General features: G+C 70.1%; 15 protein-coding genes. 8 read left to right on the top strand and 7 right to left on the bottom strand.

Going from position 1 to position 16,806, the window contains the following annotated elements; all coding sequences use genetic code 11:
• The first annotated feature begins 126 nt into the window (after positions 1–126).
• Entirely contained in the window at positions 127–1,233 is a 1,107-nt protein-coding gene (locus WAF18_RS01725) for a serine hydrolase (RefSeq protein WP_337243581.1), read from the top strand.
• On the opposite strand, the gene WAF18_RS01720 is transcribed toward WAF18_RS01725, so the two are convergent.
• Both WAF18_RS01720 and oleC read right to left on the bottom strand, forming a co-directional pair.
• Positions 1,217–2,797, bottom strand: a complete 1,581-nt coding sequence (locus WAF18_RS01720; RefSeq protein ID WP_337243580.1) for a winged helix-turn-helix domain-containing protein — start codon at positions 2,795–2,797, stop codon at positions 1,217–1,219. The genes WAF18_RS01725 and WAF18_RS01720 overlap by 17 nt on opposite strands.
• Positions 2,790–4,457 (bottom strand): olefin beta-lactone synthetase, encoded by a 1,668-nt coding sequence (gene oleC / locus WAF18_RS01715; protein ID WP_337243579.1) that lies wholly within the window; start codon positions 4,455–4,457, stop codon positions 2,790–2,792. Before oleC ends, WAF18_RS01720 begins: the two co-directional genes overlap by 8 nt.
• A gap of 85 nt (positions 4,458–4,542) precedes the next feature.
• Here oleC and WAF18_RS01710 point away from each other — a divergent pair, with 85 nt between their 5' ends.
• The 4 genes from WAF18_RS01710 (at position 4,543) to WAF18_RS01695 (ending at position 7,139) form a co-directional block, all read left to right on the top strand.
• Entirely contained in the window at positions 4,543–4,974 is a 432-nt protein-coding gene (locus WAF18_RS01710; protein WP_337243578.1) for a hypothetical protein, read from the top strand.
• A 100-nt stretch (positions 4,975–5,074) separates the two neighbouring features.
• Positions 5,075–5,512, top strand: coding sequence for a rhodanese-like domain-containing protein (locus tag WAF18_RS01705; RefSeq protein WP_337243577.1), 438 nt, complete (start codon positions 5,075–5,077; stop codon positions 5,510–5,512).
• A 71-nt stretch (positions 5,513–5,583) separates the two neighbouring features.
• Positions 5,584–6,114: a protein-export chaperone SecB gene (secB, locus tag WAF18_RS01700; RefSeq protein WP_183425030.1), complete on the top strand. Its 531-nt coding sequence runs from the start codon at positions 5,584–5,586 to the stop codon at positions 6,112–6,114.
• A gap of 2 nt (positions 6,115–6,116) precedes the next feature.
• A complete protein-coding gene (locus tag WAF18_RS01695) occupies positions 6,117–7,139 on the top strand; it encodes an NAD(P)H-dependent glycerol-3-phosphate dehydrogenase (RefSeq protein WP_337243576.1) in 1,023 nt (340 codons plus the stop codon).
• Between the two features lie 475 nt (positions 7,140–7,614).
• Here the strand turns inward: WAF18_RS01695 and WAF18_RS01690 are convergent, their stop codons facing one another.
• The 3 genes from WAF18_RS01690 to WAF18_RS01680 all read right to left on the bottom strand — a co-directional run bounded on the left by WAF18_RS01690 (position 7,615) and on the right by WAF18_RS01680 (position 9,659).
• Positions 7,615–8,193 carry a diffusible signal factor-reguated Ax21 faimly protein gene (locus WAF18_RS01690; RefSeq protein ID WP_337243575.1) on the bottom strand — a complete coding sequence of 193 codons (579 nt, stop codon included), beginning with the start codon at positions 8,191–8,193 and terminating at the stop codon, positions 7,615–7,617.
• Positions 8,194–8,444: 251 nt separating this feature from the next.
• On the bottom strand, positions 8,445–8,909 hold the full coding sequence (locus tag WAF18_RS01685; RefSeq protein ID WP_337243574.1) for a tRNA (cytidine(34)-2'-O)-methyltransferase: 465 nt from the start codon (positions 8,907–8,909) through the stop codon (positions 8,445–8,447).
• Positions 8,910–8,954: 45 nt separating this feature from the next.
• Positions 8,955–9,659 (bottom strand): SDR family oxidoreductase, encoded by a 705-nt coding sequence (locus WAF18_RS01680; protein ID WP_337243573.1) that lies wholly within the window; start codon positions 9,657–9,659, stop codon positions 8,955–8,957.
• 294 nt (positions 9,660–9,953) lie between these two features.
• On the opposite strand from WAF18_RS01680, the gene WAF18_RS01675 reads away from it, so the two are divergent.
• The 3 genes from WAF18_RS01675 (at position 9,954) to WAF18_RS01665 (ending at position 14,284) form a co-directional block, all read left to right on the top strand.
• Positions 9,954–12,722: a pitrilysin family protein gene (locus WAF18_RS01675; protein WP_337243934.1), complete on the top strand. Its 2,769-nt coding sequence runs from the start codon at positions 9,954–9,956 to the stop codon at positions 12,720–12,722.
• A 77-nt stretch (positions 12,723–12,799) separates the two neighbouring features.
• Complete coding sequence (locus WAF18_RS01670) at positions 12,800–13,111, top strand: DUF4156 domain-containing protein (RefSeq protein WP_183425038.1); 312 nt, start codon at positions 12,800–12,802, stop codon at positions 13,109–13,111.
• A 156-nt stretch (positions 13,112–13,267) separates the two neighbouring features.
• Complete coding sequence (locus WAF18_RS01665; protein ID WP_337243572.1) at positions 13,268–14,284, top strand: 3-oxoacyl-ACP synthase III; 1,017 nt, start codon at positions 13,268–13,270, stop codon at positions 14,282–14,284.
• An 87-nt stretch (positions 14,285–14,371) separates the two neighbouring features.
• On the opposite strand, the gene WAF18_RS01660 is transcribed toward WAF18_RS01665, so the two are convergent.
• Together WAF18_RS01660 and WAF18_RS01655 are read right to left on the bottom strand one after the other, a co-directional pair.
• Positions 14,372–16,090, bottom strand: coding sequence for a GAF domain-containing protein (locus tag WAF18_RS01660; protein WP_337243571.1), 1,719 nt, complete (start codon positions 16,088–16,090; stop codon positions 14,372–14,374).
• Entirely contained in the window at positions 16,087–16,686 is a 600-nt protein-coding gene (locus WAF18_RS01655; RefSeq protein WP_337243570.1) for a biliverdin-producing heme oxygenase, read from the bottom strand. Before WAF18_RS01655 ends, WAF18_RS01660 begins: the two co-directional genes overlap by 4 nt.
• Positions 16,687–16,806 lie beyond the last annotated feature (120 nt).

The raw sequence follows: 16,806 nt of genomic DNA, 5'->3' as shown, positions 1-16,806 counted from the left end.
CCGAGCTGGCGACGCAGCTGCGCGCAAACACTTGATCCGCAAGCCCTTCAGAAACCTTCATCCCACGACCGGGCACTTCATCCACCGCGTTGGTGGACTGGCCGCTCCCCGACCGGAGTGCCGACGATGTCCATCCTGCCGCGCCTACTTCTGCTTGCCGTCCTCGCCTGTCCGCTGTCCACCGCCATCGCCTCGCCCCCGGCGCTGGACGACGGCTGGCCAGTTGCCGACCCCGCCCGGCTGGGCTGGAACGCCGCAAAGCTCGCGGCGCTCGATGCCGCGATCCAGGCAGCGGCGGCGCCCGACACCACCAGCGTGCTGGTCATCCACCGCGGCGCGTTGATCCATGAGGCCTACTTCGACGGCGCCGAGCGCGCCACGCTGCACGACACCCGCTCGCTGACCAAGAGCGTGACCGCGCTCCTGGTGGGCGCGGCGCTCGACCGCGGCCTGATCGCCGACGTCCGAGCCCCGGTGCTGGGCTTCTTTCCCGACCGCCGGCCGGCCCATCCCGGCGCGTTCAAGGATGCGACGACCGTCGAGGACCTGCTGACGATGAGCGCGCAATGGGAGTGCGACGACAACAACACGTTCTCCAGCGGCCACGAAGAACGCATGTACGTGAGCGCGGACTGGACCGGTTTTGCGCTCGACCTGCCCGAGCGCGGCTACGCGCCGTGGCAGGCGCGGCCGGCCGACAGTCCGTACGGGCGGGCCTTCGCCTACTGCACCGCCAACAGCCTGCTGCTGGGCGCGATCGTCGAGCGCGCCAGTGGCCTGCCGCTGGCCGACTTTGCGCGCGACGCGCTGGAGCGCCCGCTGGGCATCGCGGAGGCGGCCTGGAAGCGCGCGCCCGACGGCACCGGCATGGGCGGCGGCGGCACCGGATACCGCAGCCGGGATCTCGCCCGGCTCGGCCAGTTGCTCGCCGATGGCGGACGCTGGCAAGGCCGCCGCGTGCTGTCGGCGACGTGGATCGACGCGATGCTGCAACCGCGCGCACGCACGCCCTTCGACGCCGACTACGGCTACCAGCTGTGGCGCTTCGATGTCGCCGCGGGCGCGCGGCGGTGGCAGGCCTGGACGATGTCGGGCAATGGCGGCAACGCGGTCTTCGTCATTCCCCAAGAGCAGTTGGTCGTGGTCGTAACCCGGACCCACTACAACCGGCCGGGCATGCACACGCAGACCCGGGCCTTGCTGTCGGACTACGTGCTCAGCGCGCTGCCGTGACCGCGACCGCGTCGGCCGGCAGGCGCCCGGCGGCGCGAACGCGCGCCCGCTCCTGCCCGATGCCGGCATCGATCCGCGCCAGCACTGCGGCGAAGCCCGGCTCGCCGCGCAGGTCGGCGAACAGCGGCGAGACCCGCAGGTAGTCCGCATCGCGGTGGCCCGCCGTGACCGCGGCGTCCAGCGCCTCGAGTGCAGCGGCGCGATCGCCGGCCAGCGATGCCAACAGCGCAGCATCGAGTCCATCCAGCGGATCGCCACCGGCCGCCAGCCCCGTACGCAACGCGGCGCTGCGTGCGCGCAATGCCGGTGCCGCGGGCCGCGGCTCGGCCCCGACGATCCAGGCGACCGTCGCCGGCAGGCTCGCGTGCGGCTTGAGCGCACGCGCGCGCTGCGCCGCGTGCCGCGCGCCATCGAGATCGCCGCGCTGCAAGGCCAGCTCGGCGGCCAGCAGCTGCAGGCCGGCGTGGTCGGTGCCGCGCGACAAGGCTTCGTCCAGTGCCGCCTGCGCCTCGACGTCGCGTCCATGGCGGTGCAGGAAGCTCGGCCAGGCAAGGTTGGAGAACACGTTATCGGGGTAGAGCTGGAAACTGCGCCGGTAGCGCCCTTCGGCCGCGTCGGCATAGCCGAGCAGGTCGAGGTCGGCGGCGATCTGCAGTGCCAGGAACCGCGCGTCCTCGGGACGGTGCACGGCCAGGTTGGCCGCCAGCGCATCGGCCAGCCGGCCCTGGCGCGCGTACAGGTAGGCGGCCGACGCCCGCGCGGCATCGTCGTCGGGGTCCAGCGCCACCGCGCGTTCGTAGCCGGCCAGCGCCGTGGCCACCTCGCCGCGGCAGTCGTAGGCATAGGCCCGTGCGGCATGCGCGGCCGCCAGGCGCGGCTGGCGCGCGAGCACGTGTTCGGCGAGCGCCTGCGCGCGGTCGGCATCGGCGGGCTCGCCGCCATACAGGCACAGTCGCGCGGCATGCGCACGGGCCAGGCCCAGCGCGGCCTGCACGTCGTCGGGCGCTTCGTGCAGGCGCTGGCGGTACAGCGCGAGCGCACGCGCGTTGTTCTCGCGCTGACCGATGCCGGCGTAGTAGTCGGCACGCTGCAGCAGCGGCGATAAGGATGGCGCGGCCGGCCTCGGCCACGACCACCAGCCGATCGCGGCGATCACCGGCAGCAGCGCCAGCACCGCGCCGGCGACGAGCCGCCTGCCGCGGACGCCGGGCACGCGCAGCGCATCGTCGGGATGTGGCGGGCTGCACAGCTGATAGCCGCAGCCGCGCACCGAGCGCAGGTAACGCGCCCGGCGCCCGTCGTCGCCCAGCGCCTGGCGCAGCAGGCGCACACGCTGGGTGACCGTGTCCTCGCCGACCAGCGCCGGCGCCCAGACCTGTGCGATCAGTTCGTCGAAGCCGACGACCCGCGTGCCCTGCCTCAACAGATAGTGCAGCAGGCGGAAGCTGAGCCCGGCCACTTCCAGCACCTGGCCGTCGTCGCGCACCACTCGCTGCCGGGCCACGTCGATGCGCAGATCGTCGAGACGATAGTGCGCAGGCGACGCGGCGGCGGGCTCAGACACGGGCGGCGGCCCAGGCGGCTAGCGTCTCGCGGCCGATCTTGGCGTTGTGGCGGATATCGACCGGGAAGCGCGGGTGGAACAGCACCGTCGCGATGCCGGCGGTGTGCACGAAGCCGGCACCGAGATGACGCAGTTCGTCGGCGATGCGCGCGTGCTCGGCCTTGCCCACGCCCGCTCGCGGCTCGACGCACAGCACCGGGGTCTGGCGGCCGGCGGGGCCCACGCCGACCAGGGCGGTGCGTGCGACATCGGGATGGACGTTGAACACCGGCTCGACTTGCTCGGTGCACAGCGTGCCGCTGGCGGTGACGACGCGATGGCCCTTGCGGCCGCAGAACCACAACCGGCCCTCGCTGTCGAAATAGCCCAGGTCGCCCATGCGGTGGACGATGCGCGTGCTGCCGTCGGGCAGAGTCTCGACGATCTTCGCCAGCCGGGTCTGCGCCTCACGGCCGAAGTAGGTATCGGTCGCGGTGGGTCCGGCGACGGTGATCTCGCCGATCTGTCCGCGCGGCACCTCCCGCGCATCGGACCACGTGGCGATCGCGGCATCGTCGACGCCGATGATCCGCACCTCGTTGGGCGGGACCGGCCGGCCGACGCAGGTGCCGGCGCCCTGCTCGGTGCGGCTGCGCAGTGCCAACAATTCGCGGCCCTCGACGACGGCGACAGGCAGGCATTCGGTGGCGCCATACGGTGTCCACAGCGAGGCTTCGGGCGGCAGCAGCGCGAGCATCGTCGCCACGATATCCGGCGGCACCGGTGCGCCGGCCGAGGTCACCCGGCGCACGCCCGGCAGCGGCGCGCCGTGCGTGGCGAGCACCCGCATCAGTGCAGGCGAGCCGAACAACTGGTCGACGCCAAAGCGCGCGATCGCGGCGTGCAGCTTGTGCGGGTCGGCACGCGCCGGACGGGTCGGGTCCATGTCCGGGACGATCGAGGTCAGGCCCAGCGCCGGGTCGAACAACGCGAACGGCGGGAACGTCGGCAGGTCGACGCCGCCGGGCGGGATGCCGAACGCGTCGCGCAGCATCGCGATCTGCGCGACGAAATGGCGGTGCCGGTAGACCACGCCCTTGGGCACGCCGGTCGAGCCGCTGGTGAACAGGATCGCGGCGACCTCGTCGGCGGCCGTGGCCGCCAGCTGCGGCCCGGCACCCGCGCCGGCGCGCTCGACCTGCGCCAGGGTCGCGTCGGCCAGCACCGCGCGGCGGCCGGTGGTGATGCGGATCTTCGCCGAACGCGCCCAGCCCAGCAGCACGCGCGCGACCTGCGCCAGTGGAATACCGATGAAGGCCTGCGCCTGCGCTTCGTCCAGGCACTGCCGCAGGGCGCGCCGGTCGATGCCCGGATCGACCAGCACCGGCACCGCGCCGGCCTTGAACAGCGCGAACATCAGCAGGAAGAACTCGGGGCTGGGCCGCACCATCAGCACCGTGCGGGTGCCACGGACGATGCCGCGCGCGGCCAGGCCCGCGGCGATCGCGTCGCTGCGCGCATCGAGCGCGGCGTAGCTGAGCGCATGCGCATCGCGGTAGCGCCCGTCCGGGCCGGGACAGCGCAGTGCGATCTGGGTGGGGCGTTCGCGCGCCAGACGCGGCAACGCGGCCGCGATGTTGACCGCCTCGACGGCGGGGCTGGGGGCATCAGGATGCGTCATCGACGACAGGATACCGGCGTGCCGGGCCCGGCCGGCAGGCGTTGCGGCTACGATGCGCCAACGCCCGTTGCCCTGGACACTGCCGATGCGTGCCATCCGCCGCTCCTCCCTGCCGCTGCTGGTCCTGCTCACCGCCCTGGCGTTGACCATCGGCGGCTGCGCCAGCAGCGGCAAGCAACGCAGCGCACTGGAGCGGGTGCACAACGCCTGGGCGAGCGCGATGCGCTGGAACGACATCGAGGGCGCCTGGCAGCTGGTCGACCAGGAGGTGCGCGCCGAGCGGCCGATGGGCGAGCTGGCGTTCGCTCGCTACGGGCAGCTACAAGTCACCGGCTACCGCGCCCTCGGCGGCCAGGCCGGGCAGGACGAGGCCCTGCGCGAAGTCGAGATCCGGGTGGTCAACCGGCACTCGATGGCCGAACGTACGCTGCGCCATACCGAACGCTGGCGCTGGGACCCGGACGCCGGCACCTGGTGGAACGTCAGCGGCCTGCCGGATTTCTGGGAAGGCGAATAGCCGGCCCGGGCCGCCGCCCAGCCCCCGGTCGGGGCCCCGGGTGGTGCGCCCGGCGCGGTGTGCGACAATCGCCGCCCGCTGACGCTGCGCGAATCGTGTCGTGAACTTCGAAGAACTGCTGGCCTTCCTGGGCCGAAACCAGATGTTGTCGCTGATCCTCGCCGTGCTGACGGTGGCGATCGTCTTCAATGAGATCTCGCGGCTGTTCCGCGGCTTCAAGGCCCTGCGCCCGGCCGAGCTGACCGCGCTTGTGAACCGCGACAACGCGCTGGTCATCGACCTGCGTCCCAGCGCCGACTTCGGCAAGGGCCATATCCCCGGCGCCAAGAACGTGCAGATGAGCCAGTTCGACCCGGAGAGCAAGCAGCTCGCCGCGGCCAAGGCGCTGCCGGTCGTGCTGGTGTGCAAGACCGGCAGCACCGCCGGCGACGCTGCCAAGCGGCTGAAGAAGGCCGGGTTCCAGAACGTCTACGTGCTCGACGGCGGCATCGCCGGCTGGCAGCAGGCCGATCTGCCGCTGGTCAAGGGCCGCGGCTGACGGCCGACCGTCCTTCGCGGGTGCCATAATCGGCGATCCGCCTCATCCCCATCATCGCTGGAGTCGATCCCATGTCCGAAGAACAGGCCAACAACGGCGCCAACGGCGCAGCGCCGGAACAGCCGGCCGGCGCGCAGTTCAGCGTCGAGAAGATCTACGTCAAGGACGTCTCGTTCGAGTCGCCCAAGGCCCCGCAGATCTTCAACGAGCAGGCCCAGCCGCAGCTCAACATGAACCTCAACCAGAGCGTGCAGCGCGTGGGCGACAACGCCTATGAAGTCGTGCTGGCGATCACCCTGACCTGCACGATCGGCGAAGACGACAACAACACCGTCTACGTCGCCGAGGTCAAGCAGGCCGGCGTCTTCGGTCTGGCCGGGTTCGACAGCGGCACGCTCGACGCGCTGCTGGGCACGCAGTGCCCGAACGTGCTCTACCCCTACGCGCGTCAGCTGATCGGCGACCTGATCCAGGCCGGCGGCTTCCCGCCCTTCTTGCTGCAGCCGATCAACTTCGACGCGCTGTACGCCGAGGGCCTGCGCCAGCGCGGCAACCAGCAGGCCGCCGGCCAGCCGACCACCGACCAGATCGGCAACGCCTGAGCGTGACCGATCGCGCGACTGCCGTCGCGGTGCTGGGCGCGGGCTCCTGGGGCACCGCGCTCGCCTCGCTGATCGCCCGCAACGGCCACCCCACCACGCTGTGGGGCCGGGACGCGGCGACGGTCGAGGCGATCGACCAGCGCCATGAGAACCCGCGCTACCTGCCCGGCATTCCGTTGCCGGAGCGGTTGCGTGCGACCACCGATCTGGCACGTGCGCTCGATGGCGCCGGGCTGATCCTGGTCGTGGTGCCTTCGCATGCATTCCGCGAGACGCTGGCCGAGCTGGCGCCGCTGCGGGCGCCCGGCGTCGGCATCTCGTGGGCGACCAAGGGTTTCGAACCCGGCTCGGGCCGGTTCCTGCACGAGGTCGCCGGCGCGTTGGTCGGCGACGACGTGCCGTTGGCCGTGGTCACCGGGCCGTCGTTCGCCAAAGAAGTCGCGTCCGGGCTGCCGACTGCGGTGACGGTGCAGTCCGAGGACGAGGATTTCGCCCGCAGCGTCGCCGATGTGCTGCACGGGCCGAGCTTCCGCGCCTACACCGGCACCGACATGCGCGGCGCCGAGCTCGGTGGCGCGATGAAGAACGTGCTGGCGGTCGCCACGGGCGCGGCTGACGGCATGGAACTGGGCCTCAACGCCCGCACGGGCCTGATCACCCGTGGCCTCAACGAGATGCTGCGCTTGAACCGCGCGATCGGGGGTCGCCCGGAGACGCTGATGGGGCTGGCTGGCCTGGGCGATCTGGTGCTGACGTGTTCGGGCGATCTGTCGCGCAATCGTCGACTGGGCCTGGCCCTGGGCCGGGGCGAACGGCTCGAGGATGCGGTGCGCGCGATCGGCCAGGTGGTCGAGTCGGTGCAGACGGCCGATGAGGTCATGCGGCTGGCAAACCGCCACGAGATCGAGTTGCCGATCTCGAGCAACGTCCAGGCCGTGCTGCACGGCGAGATCAGCCCTGCCGAGGGGCTCGCCCGGCTGATGGCCCGCGAGCGCAAGCCCGAGTACACCGGCGCGCTGTTCTAGTCTGTTTTGCGGTGAGCCAAGCCGACACTCGGTGCCCACACTTCGGATGAGCATCAGCCTGTCGTCCGGAAGCCGCTCTTCCCTCGGTCAAGGCCGCTTCGCGGTCCGGCCACGCGACGCACGCGTGGCGTTCGCATGGATGCGCGGCAGTACTGCGCACGCCATCCATGCTCACCCTGTCCTGACTCGGGCGTTCGCCCACTCGCGCGACATGCTGCGCAAGCGGTAGCGAACTCAACCATGGCGCGCTCGACGCGGCCACCGGCCGCAAGTCCGCTACCTCACACGCTTGCAACCCGACTTCGGTTAGGCGCAGAAGTTCGCTTGCTTAAAAGGCCGACGAGAACCTCGACCCATTCCGACTTCAGTAATAAACCACAAAAAAAACCCGGCCGTTTCCGGCCGGGTCGGTGCAGCATCCAGTAGGGGAGAGGGGACGCGCCAGGGGAAGCGCGGACCGGATGCTGCGGGGGACTTACCAGCTCAGCCGGGGGCCAACGAACCACTGCACGTCGCCGCCCTTGATGAGCTTGACGTCGCCGGCGACGCCGAAGTTGGGGTTGAACTTCCACTGCGCGCCGAGGCGACCATAGAACTCGCTGTCGATGCCGCGGCCGTAGTGCTCGTAACCGGCCAACGCGTAGCCTTCGAGCGCCGGCAGCAGCGCGCTGCGCGCGCCCACTTCGACCGCGTAGCCGCTGGCGTCAATGCCCTGGCCGAAGTCGATGTTCTGGTAGGCCACGCGGGTCAGCAGATCGGTGCGGTCCGACAGTGCGTGGTTGTAGCCGATACCCAACCGCCACTGGTCACGATCGCGGTGGACGTTGTCGATGCTTTCGCGGGTGTAGTCACCAAAGGCATGGAAGTTGGGGTGGAACGCGGCGGCGCCGCGGATCGACCAGCCGTCGGAATCGACGTCGCGGTTGATCGGGGCGATGTCGGCCTTGCTGGCCGAGTAGCCACCTTCGACGTAGTTGTAGGACAGGCCCTGGGCCGCGTTCGCGGCGAACGGAAGGACAGCGGCGAGGGCCGCGATCGGCAGGATGCGCTTCATGGGGACAACTCTCTCTCTTTGAATCGGAACCACGGACACCGGTCTTGCTTGTTATGGGTCTTGTCGGTCTTGCGCGATGCGCTGACGCATCGAAAGGGGCGGCCCGGGTGGCGGGGAGGGGATGGCGCTTCGAGGGGGAGGGGAAGCACGACCACCCGGGCCGTGAGCTGCATCTTCGGCCCGGGCGCTGAAATCCCGGCTGAATATTGAACTTTCCAGTACAGGAACTTTTGCCGCCCCATTCAGTCCGGTCATGCCCCGCCGTCGAAGCCCTGCTGCCGCCAGGCCTCGAAGACCACCACTGCCACCGCGTTCGACAGGTTGAGGCTGCGGTTGTCCGGTCGCATCGGCAACCGCAACCGCCGGCCGTCCGCCACCGCCGCCAGTACCGCATCCGGCAAGCCCCGGGTCTCGCTGCCGAACAGAAAGGCGTCGCCGGGTGCGAACGCCGGGGTGTCGTAGCGCACCGCGTTGCGGGTGCTCAATGCGAACAGCCGAGGCGGCGCGATCGCCGCCAGCGCCGCGTCGAGGCTGTCGTGGACCTGCAGCGGCGCGTACTCGTGGTAGTCGAGCCCGGCGCGTCGCAGGTTGCGATCGTCGAGGTCGAAGCCCAGCGGGCGCACCAGATGCAGACGCGCACCGGTGTTGGCGCACAGGCGGATCACATTGCCGGTGTTGGGCGGAATCTCGGGGGTGTGCAGGATGACGTCGAACATGGGTCGAGCCGGGAGCGCGGGCGGCCATTGTCCGCGCTCGGGCCGTCACCAGGGCAAGCGTGCCCCGGTCCAGTCGAGGAACTGGCCGCTGTCGTCGGCCGACAGGCGCTCAATGACCCGCAGCAGCCCTGCCACCGACTCGTCCGGCGCCTCGCTCGCCTGGCCGCCGCCCATGTCGGTGCGGACCCAGCCCGGATGCAGCGCCACGACGACCACGCCGCGCTCGCGCAGCGCATGCGCCAGCTGCACCGTCGCCATGTTCAGTGCAGCCTTGCTGATCGCATAGCTGGGTGTGCCGAAGCGGGTGGTACCGCCGATCGAGCCCAGTTGCGAAGACAGATTCGCCACGCAGGCGCCGCCGGCCAGCCACGGCGCCAGCGCCTGGGTCAGCAGCAGCGGGGCGATCGCGTTCGTACGCAGGCTGTGCTCGAGGGTGTCGCCGTCCAGATGTCCGAAACGCTCGCCGCCATGCAGGACACCGGCGTTGTTGATCAGCAGGTCGATGCGACCGCCCTTGCCGATCGCCAGCGGCAGCTCGCGTACCAGTTCGGCGCGCGAACGCGGGTCGATCGCATCGAGCGGCAGGACCTTGAGGTGGCCGGGGTGTTCACCGGCGAGTGCGTTGAGCGCGGTCGCGCGCCCGGGCTGCCGGCAGGTCGCAACGACCGGTGCGCCGGCCGCCAGCCGCTGACGCACGAACTCCAGGCCCAGGCCGCGATTCGCGCCGGTGACCAACGTCCACTCGGGCATGACGGCAGACTCCAACAGGGCAGTGTCCCCACACTCGCCCGCCGGCGATGAGGGCGAAGTCGTCGCGGCCGGGGCGATCGGCGCATGCGCGGCCGCCGGGCATGACCTGCGACCCGTGCCAGCACGCGGGCGTGTGGCTAGGATGGGCGCATCGTCCGCCCCGTGCGGCCCGTTGCTCAGGAATTGCGCATGTCCGTCGGTCTCGCCCGTCCCGCCTCCTTCCGTCCCCGCCGCGCCCTGTTGGCGCTGGCCACCGGCCTCGCCCTGGTCGGTGCCGGTCTCGCACCGTCGGTCATGGCGCAAGCGCCCGCCTCGGCCGCCGTGGGCGTCGACATCCCCTTTGAGAGCTTCACCCTGCCCAATGGGCTGCGCGTGGTGGTCCACACCGACCGCAAGGCGCCGATCGTCGCGGTCAACATCTGGTACCACGTCGGCAGCAAGGACGAGCCGGCTGGCCGCAGCGGCTTTGCGCACCTGTTCGAGCACTTGATGTTCCAGGGCAGCGAGAATCACCACGGCGAATTCTTCGAACCCTTCAAGCAGGTCGGTGTGACCGACCAGAACGGCACCACCAACACCGACCGCACGAACTACTTCCAGAACGTGCCGACCACGGCGCTGGACATGGCGCTGTGGATGGAATCCGACCGCATGGGCCATCTGCTCGGTGCGATCGACCAGGCTGCGCTCGATGAGCAGCGCGGCGTGGTGCAGAACGAGAAGCGCCAGGGCGAGAATCAGCCCTATGGCCAGGTGTGGGACAAGCTCACCCGCGCGCTCTATCCCAAAGGTCACCCTTACCACCACGGCGTGATCGGCTCGATGAACGATCTCGACGCGGCTTCGCTCGACGACGTCAAGCAGTGGTTCCGCACCTGGTACGGCCCCAACAACGCAGTGCTGGTGCTGGCCGGCGACATCGACGTGGCGACGGCCAAGGAGAAGGTCGCGCGCTACTTCGGCGACATCCCCGCTGGCCCGACGATGGCCCAGCCGCAGGTGGATGTGGCCCGGCGCACCGCCGACACCCGCGAGACCATGGAAGATCAGGTGCCGCAGGTGCGGATCTACCGCGCGTGGAACGTGGCCGAACTCGGTACCGCCGACCTCGACCATCTGCAGGTGCTGGCCAGCGTGCTCGGCGGCGCAAAGGCCTCGCGCCTCGACAAGCGCCTGCTGCATGACGACCGACTGGTCGACAATGTCAGCGCCGGGGCTTATGGCTCGCAACTGGGCTCGAACTTCATCGTCATGGCGACCGTCAAGCAGGGCGTGGACCCGGCGAAGGTGGAAGCGGCGATCGAAGAGGAACTGCAGCGCCTGATCGCCCAGGGCCCCACGGCCGATGAACTCGAGCGCGCCAAGACCTCGTTCCGCGCCGGGTTCGTGCGCGGCATCGAGCGCATCGGCGGATTCGGCGGCAAGGCCGACGCGCTGGCCGAATGCACCGTCTACGACGGCGACCCGGGCTGTTTCCGCGAAGCGCTGGCGAACGTGGCCGCAACCACCATCGATGACGTCAAGGCGGCCGGCGCGAAGTGGCTCGATGTCGGCAGCCACACCATCACCGTGGTGCCGGGCGCACGCACGCCACTGGCCGAGGAACCGGCGGTCACACCGGCCCCGTTCACGCCGCCGGCGCCCGATCCCAAGTACCGCACCACGCGCACGGATGTCGACCGCAGCCAGGGCGTGCCCCGGACCACGTCGTTCCCCGAACTGAAGTTCCCGCAGCAGCAGCGCGCCACGCTCACCAACGGCACGCAGGTGATTCTTGCCCGTCGCCCGGAGATCCCGGTGGTGCAGCTGAGCTACGAGTTCGGCGGCGGCTATACCGCCGACCAGGGGCGTACGCCGGGCACTGCGAGCTTCACGATGAGCGTGCTCGACGAAGGCGCCGGCGGCCTGGGTGCGCTGGACTTCGCCGACCGCGTCGAATCGCTGGGCGCCAGCCTGGGCGCTGGCGCTTCGCTCGACGGCAGCAACGCCTACGTGTCCGCGCTCAAGGAAAACCTCGACGCGTCGTTGGCGCTGTTCGCCGACATGGTCCGTCGGCCGAACTTCGAGCCCAAGGAGATCGAGCGCATCCGCGCCAGTTGGATCGCCGGCATCGGCCAGGAGAAGGCACGGCCGTCGAGCGTGGCGATGCGGGTGCTGCCCCCGCTGGTCTACGGCGCCGGCCATCCCTATGCGATCCCGTTCACCGGCAGCGGCGACGAGGCCTCGATCGCCAAGCTCACGCGCGAGGACCTGGTGGCCTTCCATCGCGACTGGGTGCGCCCGGAGGGCGCGACGCTGATCGTGGTCGGCGACACCACGCTTGAGGAGATCGTGCCGCTGCTGGAGAAGCACTTCGGCGACTGGCGCGGTGCCGGGGCCGCGCCCGCTCCGATCACCGTGCCCGAGGTCGCCCGTCCGAGCGCGCCGCGGGTGTTCCTGATCGACCAGCCGGGCGCGGTGCAGGCCAACATCTTTGCAGCCCAGGTGATCCCGCCGACCAACGACCCGGCCGCCACCCGCTTCGACATGCTCAACACCGTCGTCGGCGGCGACTTCACCGCGCGCTTGAACATGAATCTGCGCGAGGAGAAACACTGGTCGTACGGCGCACGCAGTTCGGCGACCGGCACGCTGGGCCAGCGCCCCTGGATGGCCTCGGCCCCGGTGCAGATCGACAAGACCGCCGAGGCGATGGCCGAAATCCAGCGCGAGCTGGCCGAGGTCGCCGACGGCGAGCGCCCGCCCACCGAAGCCGAGCTCGCACGCGCCAGGGCGATCCAGACCCTGAGCCTGCCTGGCGCCTATGAAACGGCGTGGTCGGTGATGTCGACGATCGGCGGCAACCTGCGCTTCGGCCGTCCGGACGACTACGTCTTCCAGCGCAAGGCCGAAATCGAGGCGATGACCGTGACCGACCTGGCCGGGGTGGCGCGCACGGTCGACCCCTCGGCGTTGACCTGGGTGGTGGTGGGCGACCTGTCGAAGATCGAGGCGCCGGTCCGCGCACTCGGGCTGGGCGAGGTCCAGGTGCTCGACGCCGACGGCAAGCCAGTGGCTCGGTGAGCGCATTGATCGCGCGTCCGCGCCAAGCCCGCCACAATGGCGGGCACCGCGCCCTTCCCCGAACGTCCGGAGTCTCCATGCGCAAGTCCCTGTTGGTCCTGCTGTTGTCTGTGTCCGCCACCGGCTGTACCTGGGTGCACATGGCGCCCGGCGCGAGCGCGGTGCGTGTGGTCAACGCGGCGCCGGGCAACTGCGAGAAGCGCGGCGAGGTCGAGGTCTCGGTCAAGCACAGCATCGCGTTCGTGGAGCGCAACGCGCTGCGCGTGCGCGAGGAGCTCGAGACGCTGGCGCGCAACGAGGCGCCGGGCCTGGCGGCCGACACCATCAGTCCGCTTGGCGAGCCGGTTGCCGGCAGCCAGCGTTTTGCCGCCTGGCGCTGCGGACGCTGAACGCGGCACCAGCCTCTGTGGACCGGCCGCAGGGAGGAGACGTTGCCGGGCCATTCCTCGAATAGGCGGGCGGCCTACAGCGCGCCCGCAACATGCGTCGCCCCGGCGAAGCGGTTACCCTATGCGGCTCCCTTTGCCAGATCCGGCGCCCAGCCCATGCTTTTTGAAAACGTCGCCATCGCCGGCCTCGCCCATGTCGATGCGCCGCACCGTCTGTCCAGCGACGACATCAACGCCCGGCTGAAGCCGACCCTCGACCGCCTCGGCATCAAGACCGACGTCCTCAAGGACATCGCCGGCATCCATGCCCGCCACCTGTGGGACGACGAGACGCTCGCGTCCGACGCGGCGACACTGGCCGGACGCAAGGCGCTCGACGATGCCGGTATCGAGGCCACGCAGCTGGGCCTGCTGGTCAACACCTCGGTCAGCCGCGATTTCCTCGAGCCGTCCACGGCGAGCATCGTCGGCGGCAACCTCGGCATCGGCGACACCTGCCAGAACTACGATCTGGCCAATGCTTGCCTGGCGTTCGTCAATGGCATGGACGTCGCCAGCCGCATGATCGAGCTGGGCGAGATCGACTATGCCCTGATCGTCGACGGCGAGACCGCCAACCTCGCCTACGAGAAGACCATGGAGCGTCTGCTGCACCCTGACGCGACCGAAGAGGACTTCCGCAACGAGCTGGCTACGCTGACGCTGGGCTGCGGCTCGGCGGCGATGGTGCTCGCGCGCGCGGATCTGGTGCCCGACGCGCCGCGCTACAAGGGCGGCGTGACCCGCTCGGCGACCGAGTGGAACACCCTGTGCCGCGGCAATCTCGACCGCATGGTCACCGACACCCGCATGCTGCTGCTCGAAGGCATGAAGCTGGCGCAGAAGACCTTCATCGCCGCGCGCGAGGCGCTGGGCTGGGTCGTCGACGAGCTCGACGAGTTCGTGATCCACCAGGTCAGCAAGGTCCACACCGCATCGTTCGTGCAGGCGTTCGGCATCGACCCGAAGAAGGTCCACACGATCTTCGGCGAGCACGGCAACATCGGACCGGCCTCGGTGCCGATCGTGCTCAGCAAGCTGCGCGAGATGGGCCGCCTGAAGAAGGGCAACCGGGTCGCCCTGCTGGGCATCGGTTCGGGCCTGAACTGCTCGATGGCCGAGGTGGTCTGGTAACCATCGACCTGGCGTTCCGCGCAGCGCGCGGGCGCCTGGCACGCCCTTCATCGTCGCGGACCGGCATTGCCGGCCCGCGACGACGCATCAGTCCTCGGTCGCGTGCGCCGGCCCGATCAGCGATTGCAGTTCGGCCTCCAGGCTATTGATCCGTGCCGACAGTTGCGCCGCCTCCTGCGGGCTGACGTGCACCAGACCGTCGAGCAGTTCGGACATCTGCATTAGTCGGGTGCGCTGCTCGCGCACGTCCATGCGTGCGCGATGCGCACGCAGGTCGCCGACTTCGGCATGCAGCACGCTGTGCCGGTAGCGCTCGCGGAGCGTCACCTGCAAGCGACCGACGATCCGGCGGTCGGCATCCGACCACGGCACACCGATGCCGCGCACCGTCTCGTGCCAGGCGGTGAAGCTCGCCCGCGGGCCGATCCGGTCGCCATCCTCGTCGATCAGGAACGGCTCGTCCGGACGACCGGCCCAGCGCACGTCCTGGACTTCTTCGCAGCGGAAGAAGAACAGCCATTCCTCGCGCCCCGGGTCGAGCGGCAACGCCAGCACGCCGGCGATGCCGTCGGCTTCGTCCGGGTCGCGGCTCCAATCGGCAGCGGCATCCGTGCTCACCAGACCGGTGCCCGCATCATTGCGCTGGATCCAGTCCAGCAGGCCCGGCACCTGGCCCTGGCCGGGCGTACGCCCGGCGCTGTGCCAATGCCCGTCCTGCAACAAGCCGACGCCGTCGCAATCGACCGCGCGCGCCAGCAGGTCGAGCTCGGTGGCCAGCGCGAGCCGCGGGTCGATCGCATTGTCGAGCCGCAGGGCCAGGGTCTCGCGCACACCACGTGCGCTTTCCTCCAGTGCCAGCGCCCGCTGCTGCTCGCGTGCAGCCACGCGCATCGAGACGAACAATCCGAACAGATCGGCGGCCGCGCGCACGCCCGGCGGCACCCGCCGCACCGTGCGGTGATGGCAGGCGATCAGGCCCCACAGGCGGCCGGCAGACACGATCGAGATCGACATCGACGCGACCACGCCCATGTTGGCGAGGTATTCCAGATGCACCGGTGAGACGCTGCGCAACGCCATCTGCGCCAGGTCCAGCGGCGCCCCGCGTCCGTCGCGATCGGGCAGGATCGGCACCGGCACGTAAGTCGCATCGGGGATCACGCGGATGCGGTTGCGCAGGTACAGCGTGCGCGCCTGTACCGGGATGTCGGACGCGGGATAGCGCAGACCCAGATAGGACGTCAGTGCCGAATCGCGCGATTCGGCGATCACCTCGCCCGAATCGTCATGGCGGAAGCGGTAGACCATCACCCGGTCATAGCCGGTCAACAGGCGCACCTGCTCGGCGACCCGCTGATGAAAGTCGACGATATCGTCGCTGCCGGCCACGCGCGCGATCATCGCCTGCGCGACCACGGTCGGCGAGCGCTCAGCCGCGCTGCGCGGCTGCGGCTCGATCTCCAGGTGCACCAGCCCGTCGACGACGTGCACGCTGACGTCGCACAGATGCGCCATCGGGCCGATGTTGCCCACCGCCGCGCGCTGCGGCGGCGCGCCGGATTCGCCAAAGCCGATGGTCTCGGCCACCGCCTGGATCAGGTCGTCGGTCAAGAACTCCCGCAGCGTGTGCCGCAGCATGTCCTCCGGGCCCACGCCCATCAGCGATTCGATGTTGGCCGAGACATGATGGATGGTCCAATCGGGCAGGTGGCAACTGATGAGATACCCGTGCGGCTGGATCGCCCCGGACAGGTGGATCGGTTCGTTGGCACAGACCTGCAGCGCGCGCTCGAGGGCGGTGTTCATGCGGCGGACTCCTGAGCGGCGGCCGGGTGAGTTTGAAAACTGCGTTCGAAACAATCTTGCACCTGGATGAACGCATCGCAGGCGCCACGCTGCAGCCGCGCCATCAGCGCGCCGTCTTCCGGCGCGCAGGTCGCAAGGCGTTCGAGTACGCGGGCCCAACCGCCATCGGCCGCATGCCGGGTGAGGAACCGCGCGCCGGCCGCCTCGTCATGACCAAGCGCGAGCGCGTGCCGCAACAGATAGCGGGCACCGACGCTGCTGCCGGCCATCACGTACTCCCAGCCCAGGCGCTCGTCGGCATTGGCGACTGGCGTACAGACGCCACCGGGCGGCAACGGCGCCAAGCCGAGCGTCTGCAGATCGCAGGCGAGCCAGAACGACTGGCGCGGCAAGGTACCGACGGCAATCTCGTGGTCGGCCGCAAAGCGATGCATGCCGACCAGATAGCGCGCGTAATCGTCCGCGGTCCGCAGCCCATCGGCGAAAAAGGCGTCCACACGCGCGTGCAGATGCCGCGTCTGGCGACGCAGGAATTGCCTGGCATCGACCCGTGGATCGGCCGGCTGGTGCACGCTCGCATTCATCGAAAAAAGCATACCGACCCGCATCGTTGCCTTCTGTTGGATTCCGACATTGCGCGCAGATCGCTGCAACCTCGGGCAGTTGGTGCCTTGCGCCTACAATGACGCGCTTCCCGCCCACGCCAGATCCACGCC

Origin of the sequence: Luteimonas sp. gir (assembly GCF_037198055.1) — a bacterium.
GTDB lineage: Bacteria > Pseudomonadota > Gammaproteobacteria > Xanthomonadales > Xanthomonadaceae > Luteimonas > Luteimonas citri_A.
The sequence above is the reverse complement of the archived record's forward strand: the minus strand, read 5'-3'. Positions and strand labels throughout refer to the sequence as shown.

Excerpts from the sequence above, each read along its gene's own strand:
- WAF18_RS01665 (WP_337243572.1), top strand. The coding sequence starts at position 13,268 with ATGCTTTTTGAAAACGTCGCCATCGCCGGCCTCGCCCATGTCGATGCG.
- WAF18_RS01690 (WP_337243575.1), bottom strand. The coding sequence starts at position 8,193 with ATGAAGCGCATCCTGCCGATCGCGGCCCTCGCCGCTGTCCTTCCGTTC.
- WAF18_RS01680 (WP_337243573.1), bottom strand. The coding sequence starts at position 9,659 with ATGCCCGAGTGGACGTTGGTCACCGGCGCGAATCGCGGCCTGGGCCTG.
- secB (WP_183425030.1), top strand. The coding sequence starts at position 5,584 with ATGTCCGAAGAACAGGCCAACAACGGCGCCAACGGCGCAGCGCCGGAA.
- WAF18_RS01660 (WP_337243571.1), bottom strand. The coding sequence starts at position 16,090 with ATGAACACCGCCCTCGAGCGCGCGCTGCAGGTCTGTGCCAACGAACCG.
- WAF18_RS01725 (WP_337243581.1), top strand. The coding sequence starts at position 127 with ATGTCCATCCTGCCGCGCCTACTTCTGCTTGCCGTCCTCGCCTGTCCG.
- WAF18_RS01655 (WP_337243570.1), bottom strand. The coding sequence starts at position 16,686 with ATGCTTTTTTCGATGAATGCGAGCGTGCACCAGCCGGCCGATCCACGG.
- oleC (WP_337243579.1), bottom strand. The coding sequence starts at position 4,457 with ATGACGCATCCTGATGCCCCCAGCCCCGCCGTCGAGGCGGTCAACATC.
- WAF18_RS01710 (WP_337243578.1), top strand. The coding sequence starts at position 4,543 with ATGCGTGCCATCCGCCGCTCCTCCCTGCCGCTGCTGGTCCTGCTCACC.
- WAF18_RS01685 (WP_337243574.1), bottom strand. The coding sequence starts at position 8,909 with ATGTTCGACGTCATCCTGCACACCCCCGAGATTCCGCCCAACACCGGC.
- WAF18_RS01670 (WP_183425038.1), top strand. The coding sequence starts at position 12,800 with ATGCGCAAGTCCCTGTTGGTCCTGCTGTTGTCTGTGTCCGCCACCGGC.
- WAF18_RS01675 (WP_337243934.1), top strand. The coding sequence starts at position 9,954 with ATGGCGCAAGCGCCCGCCTCGGCCGCCGTGGGCGTCGACATCCCCTTT.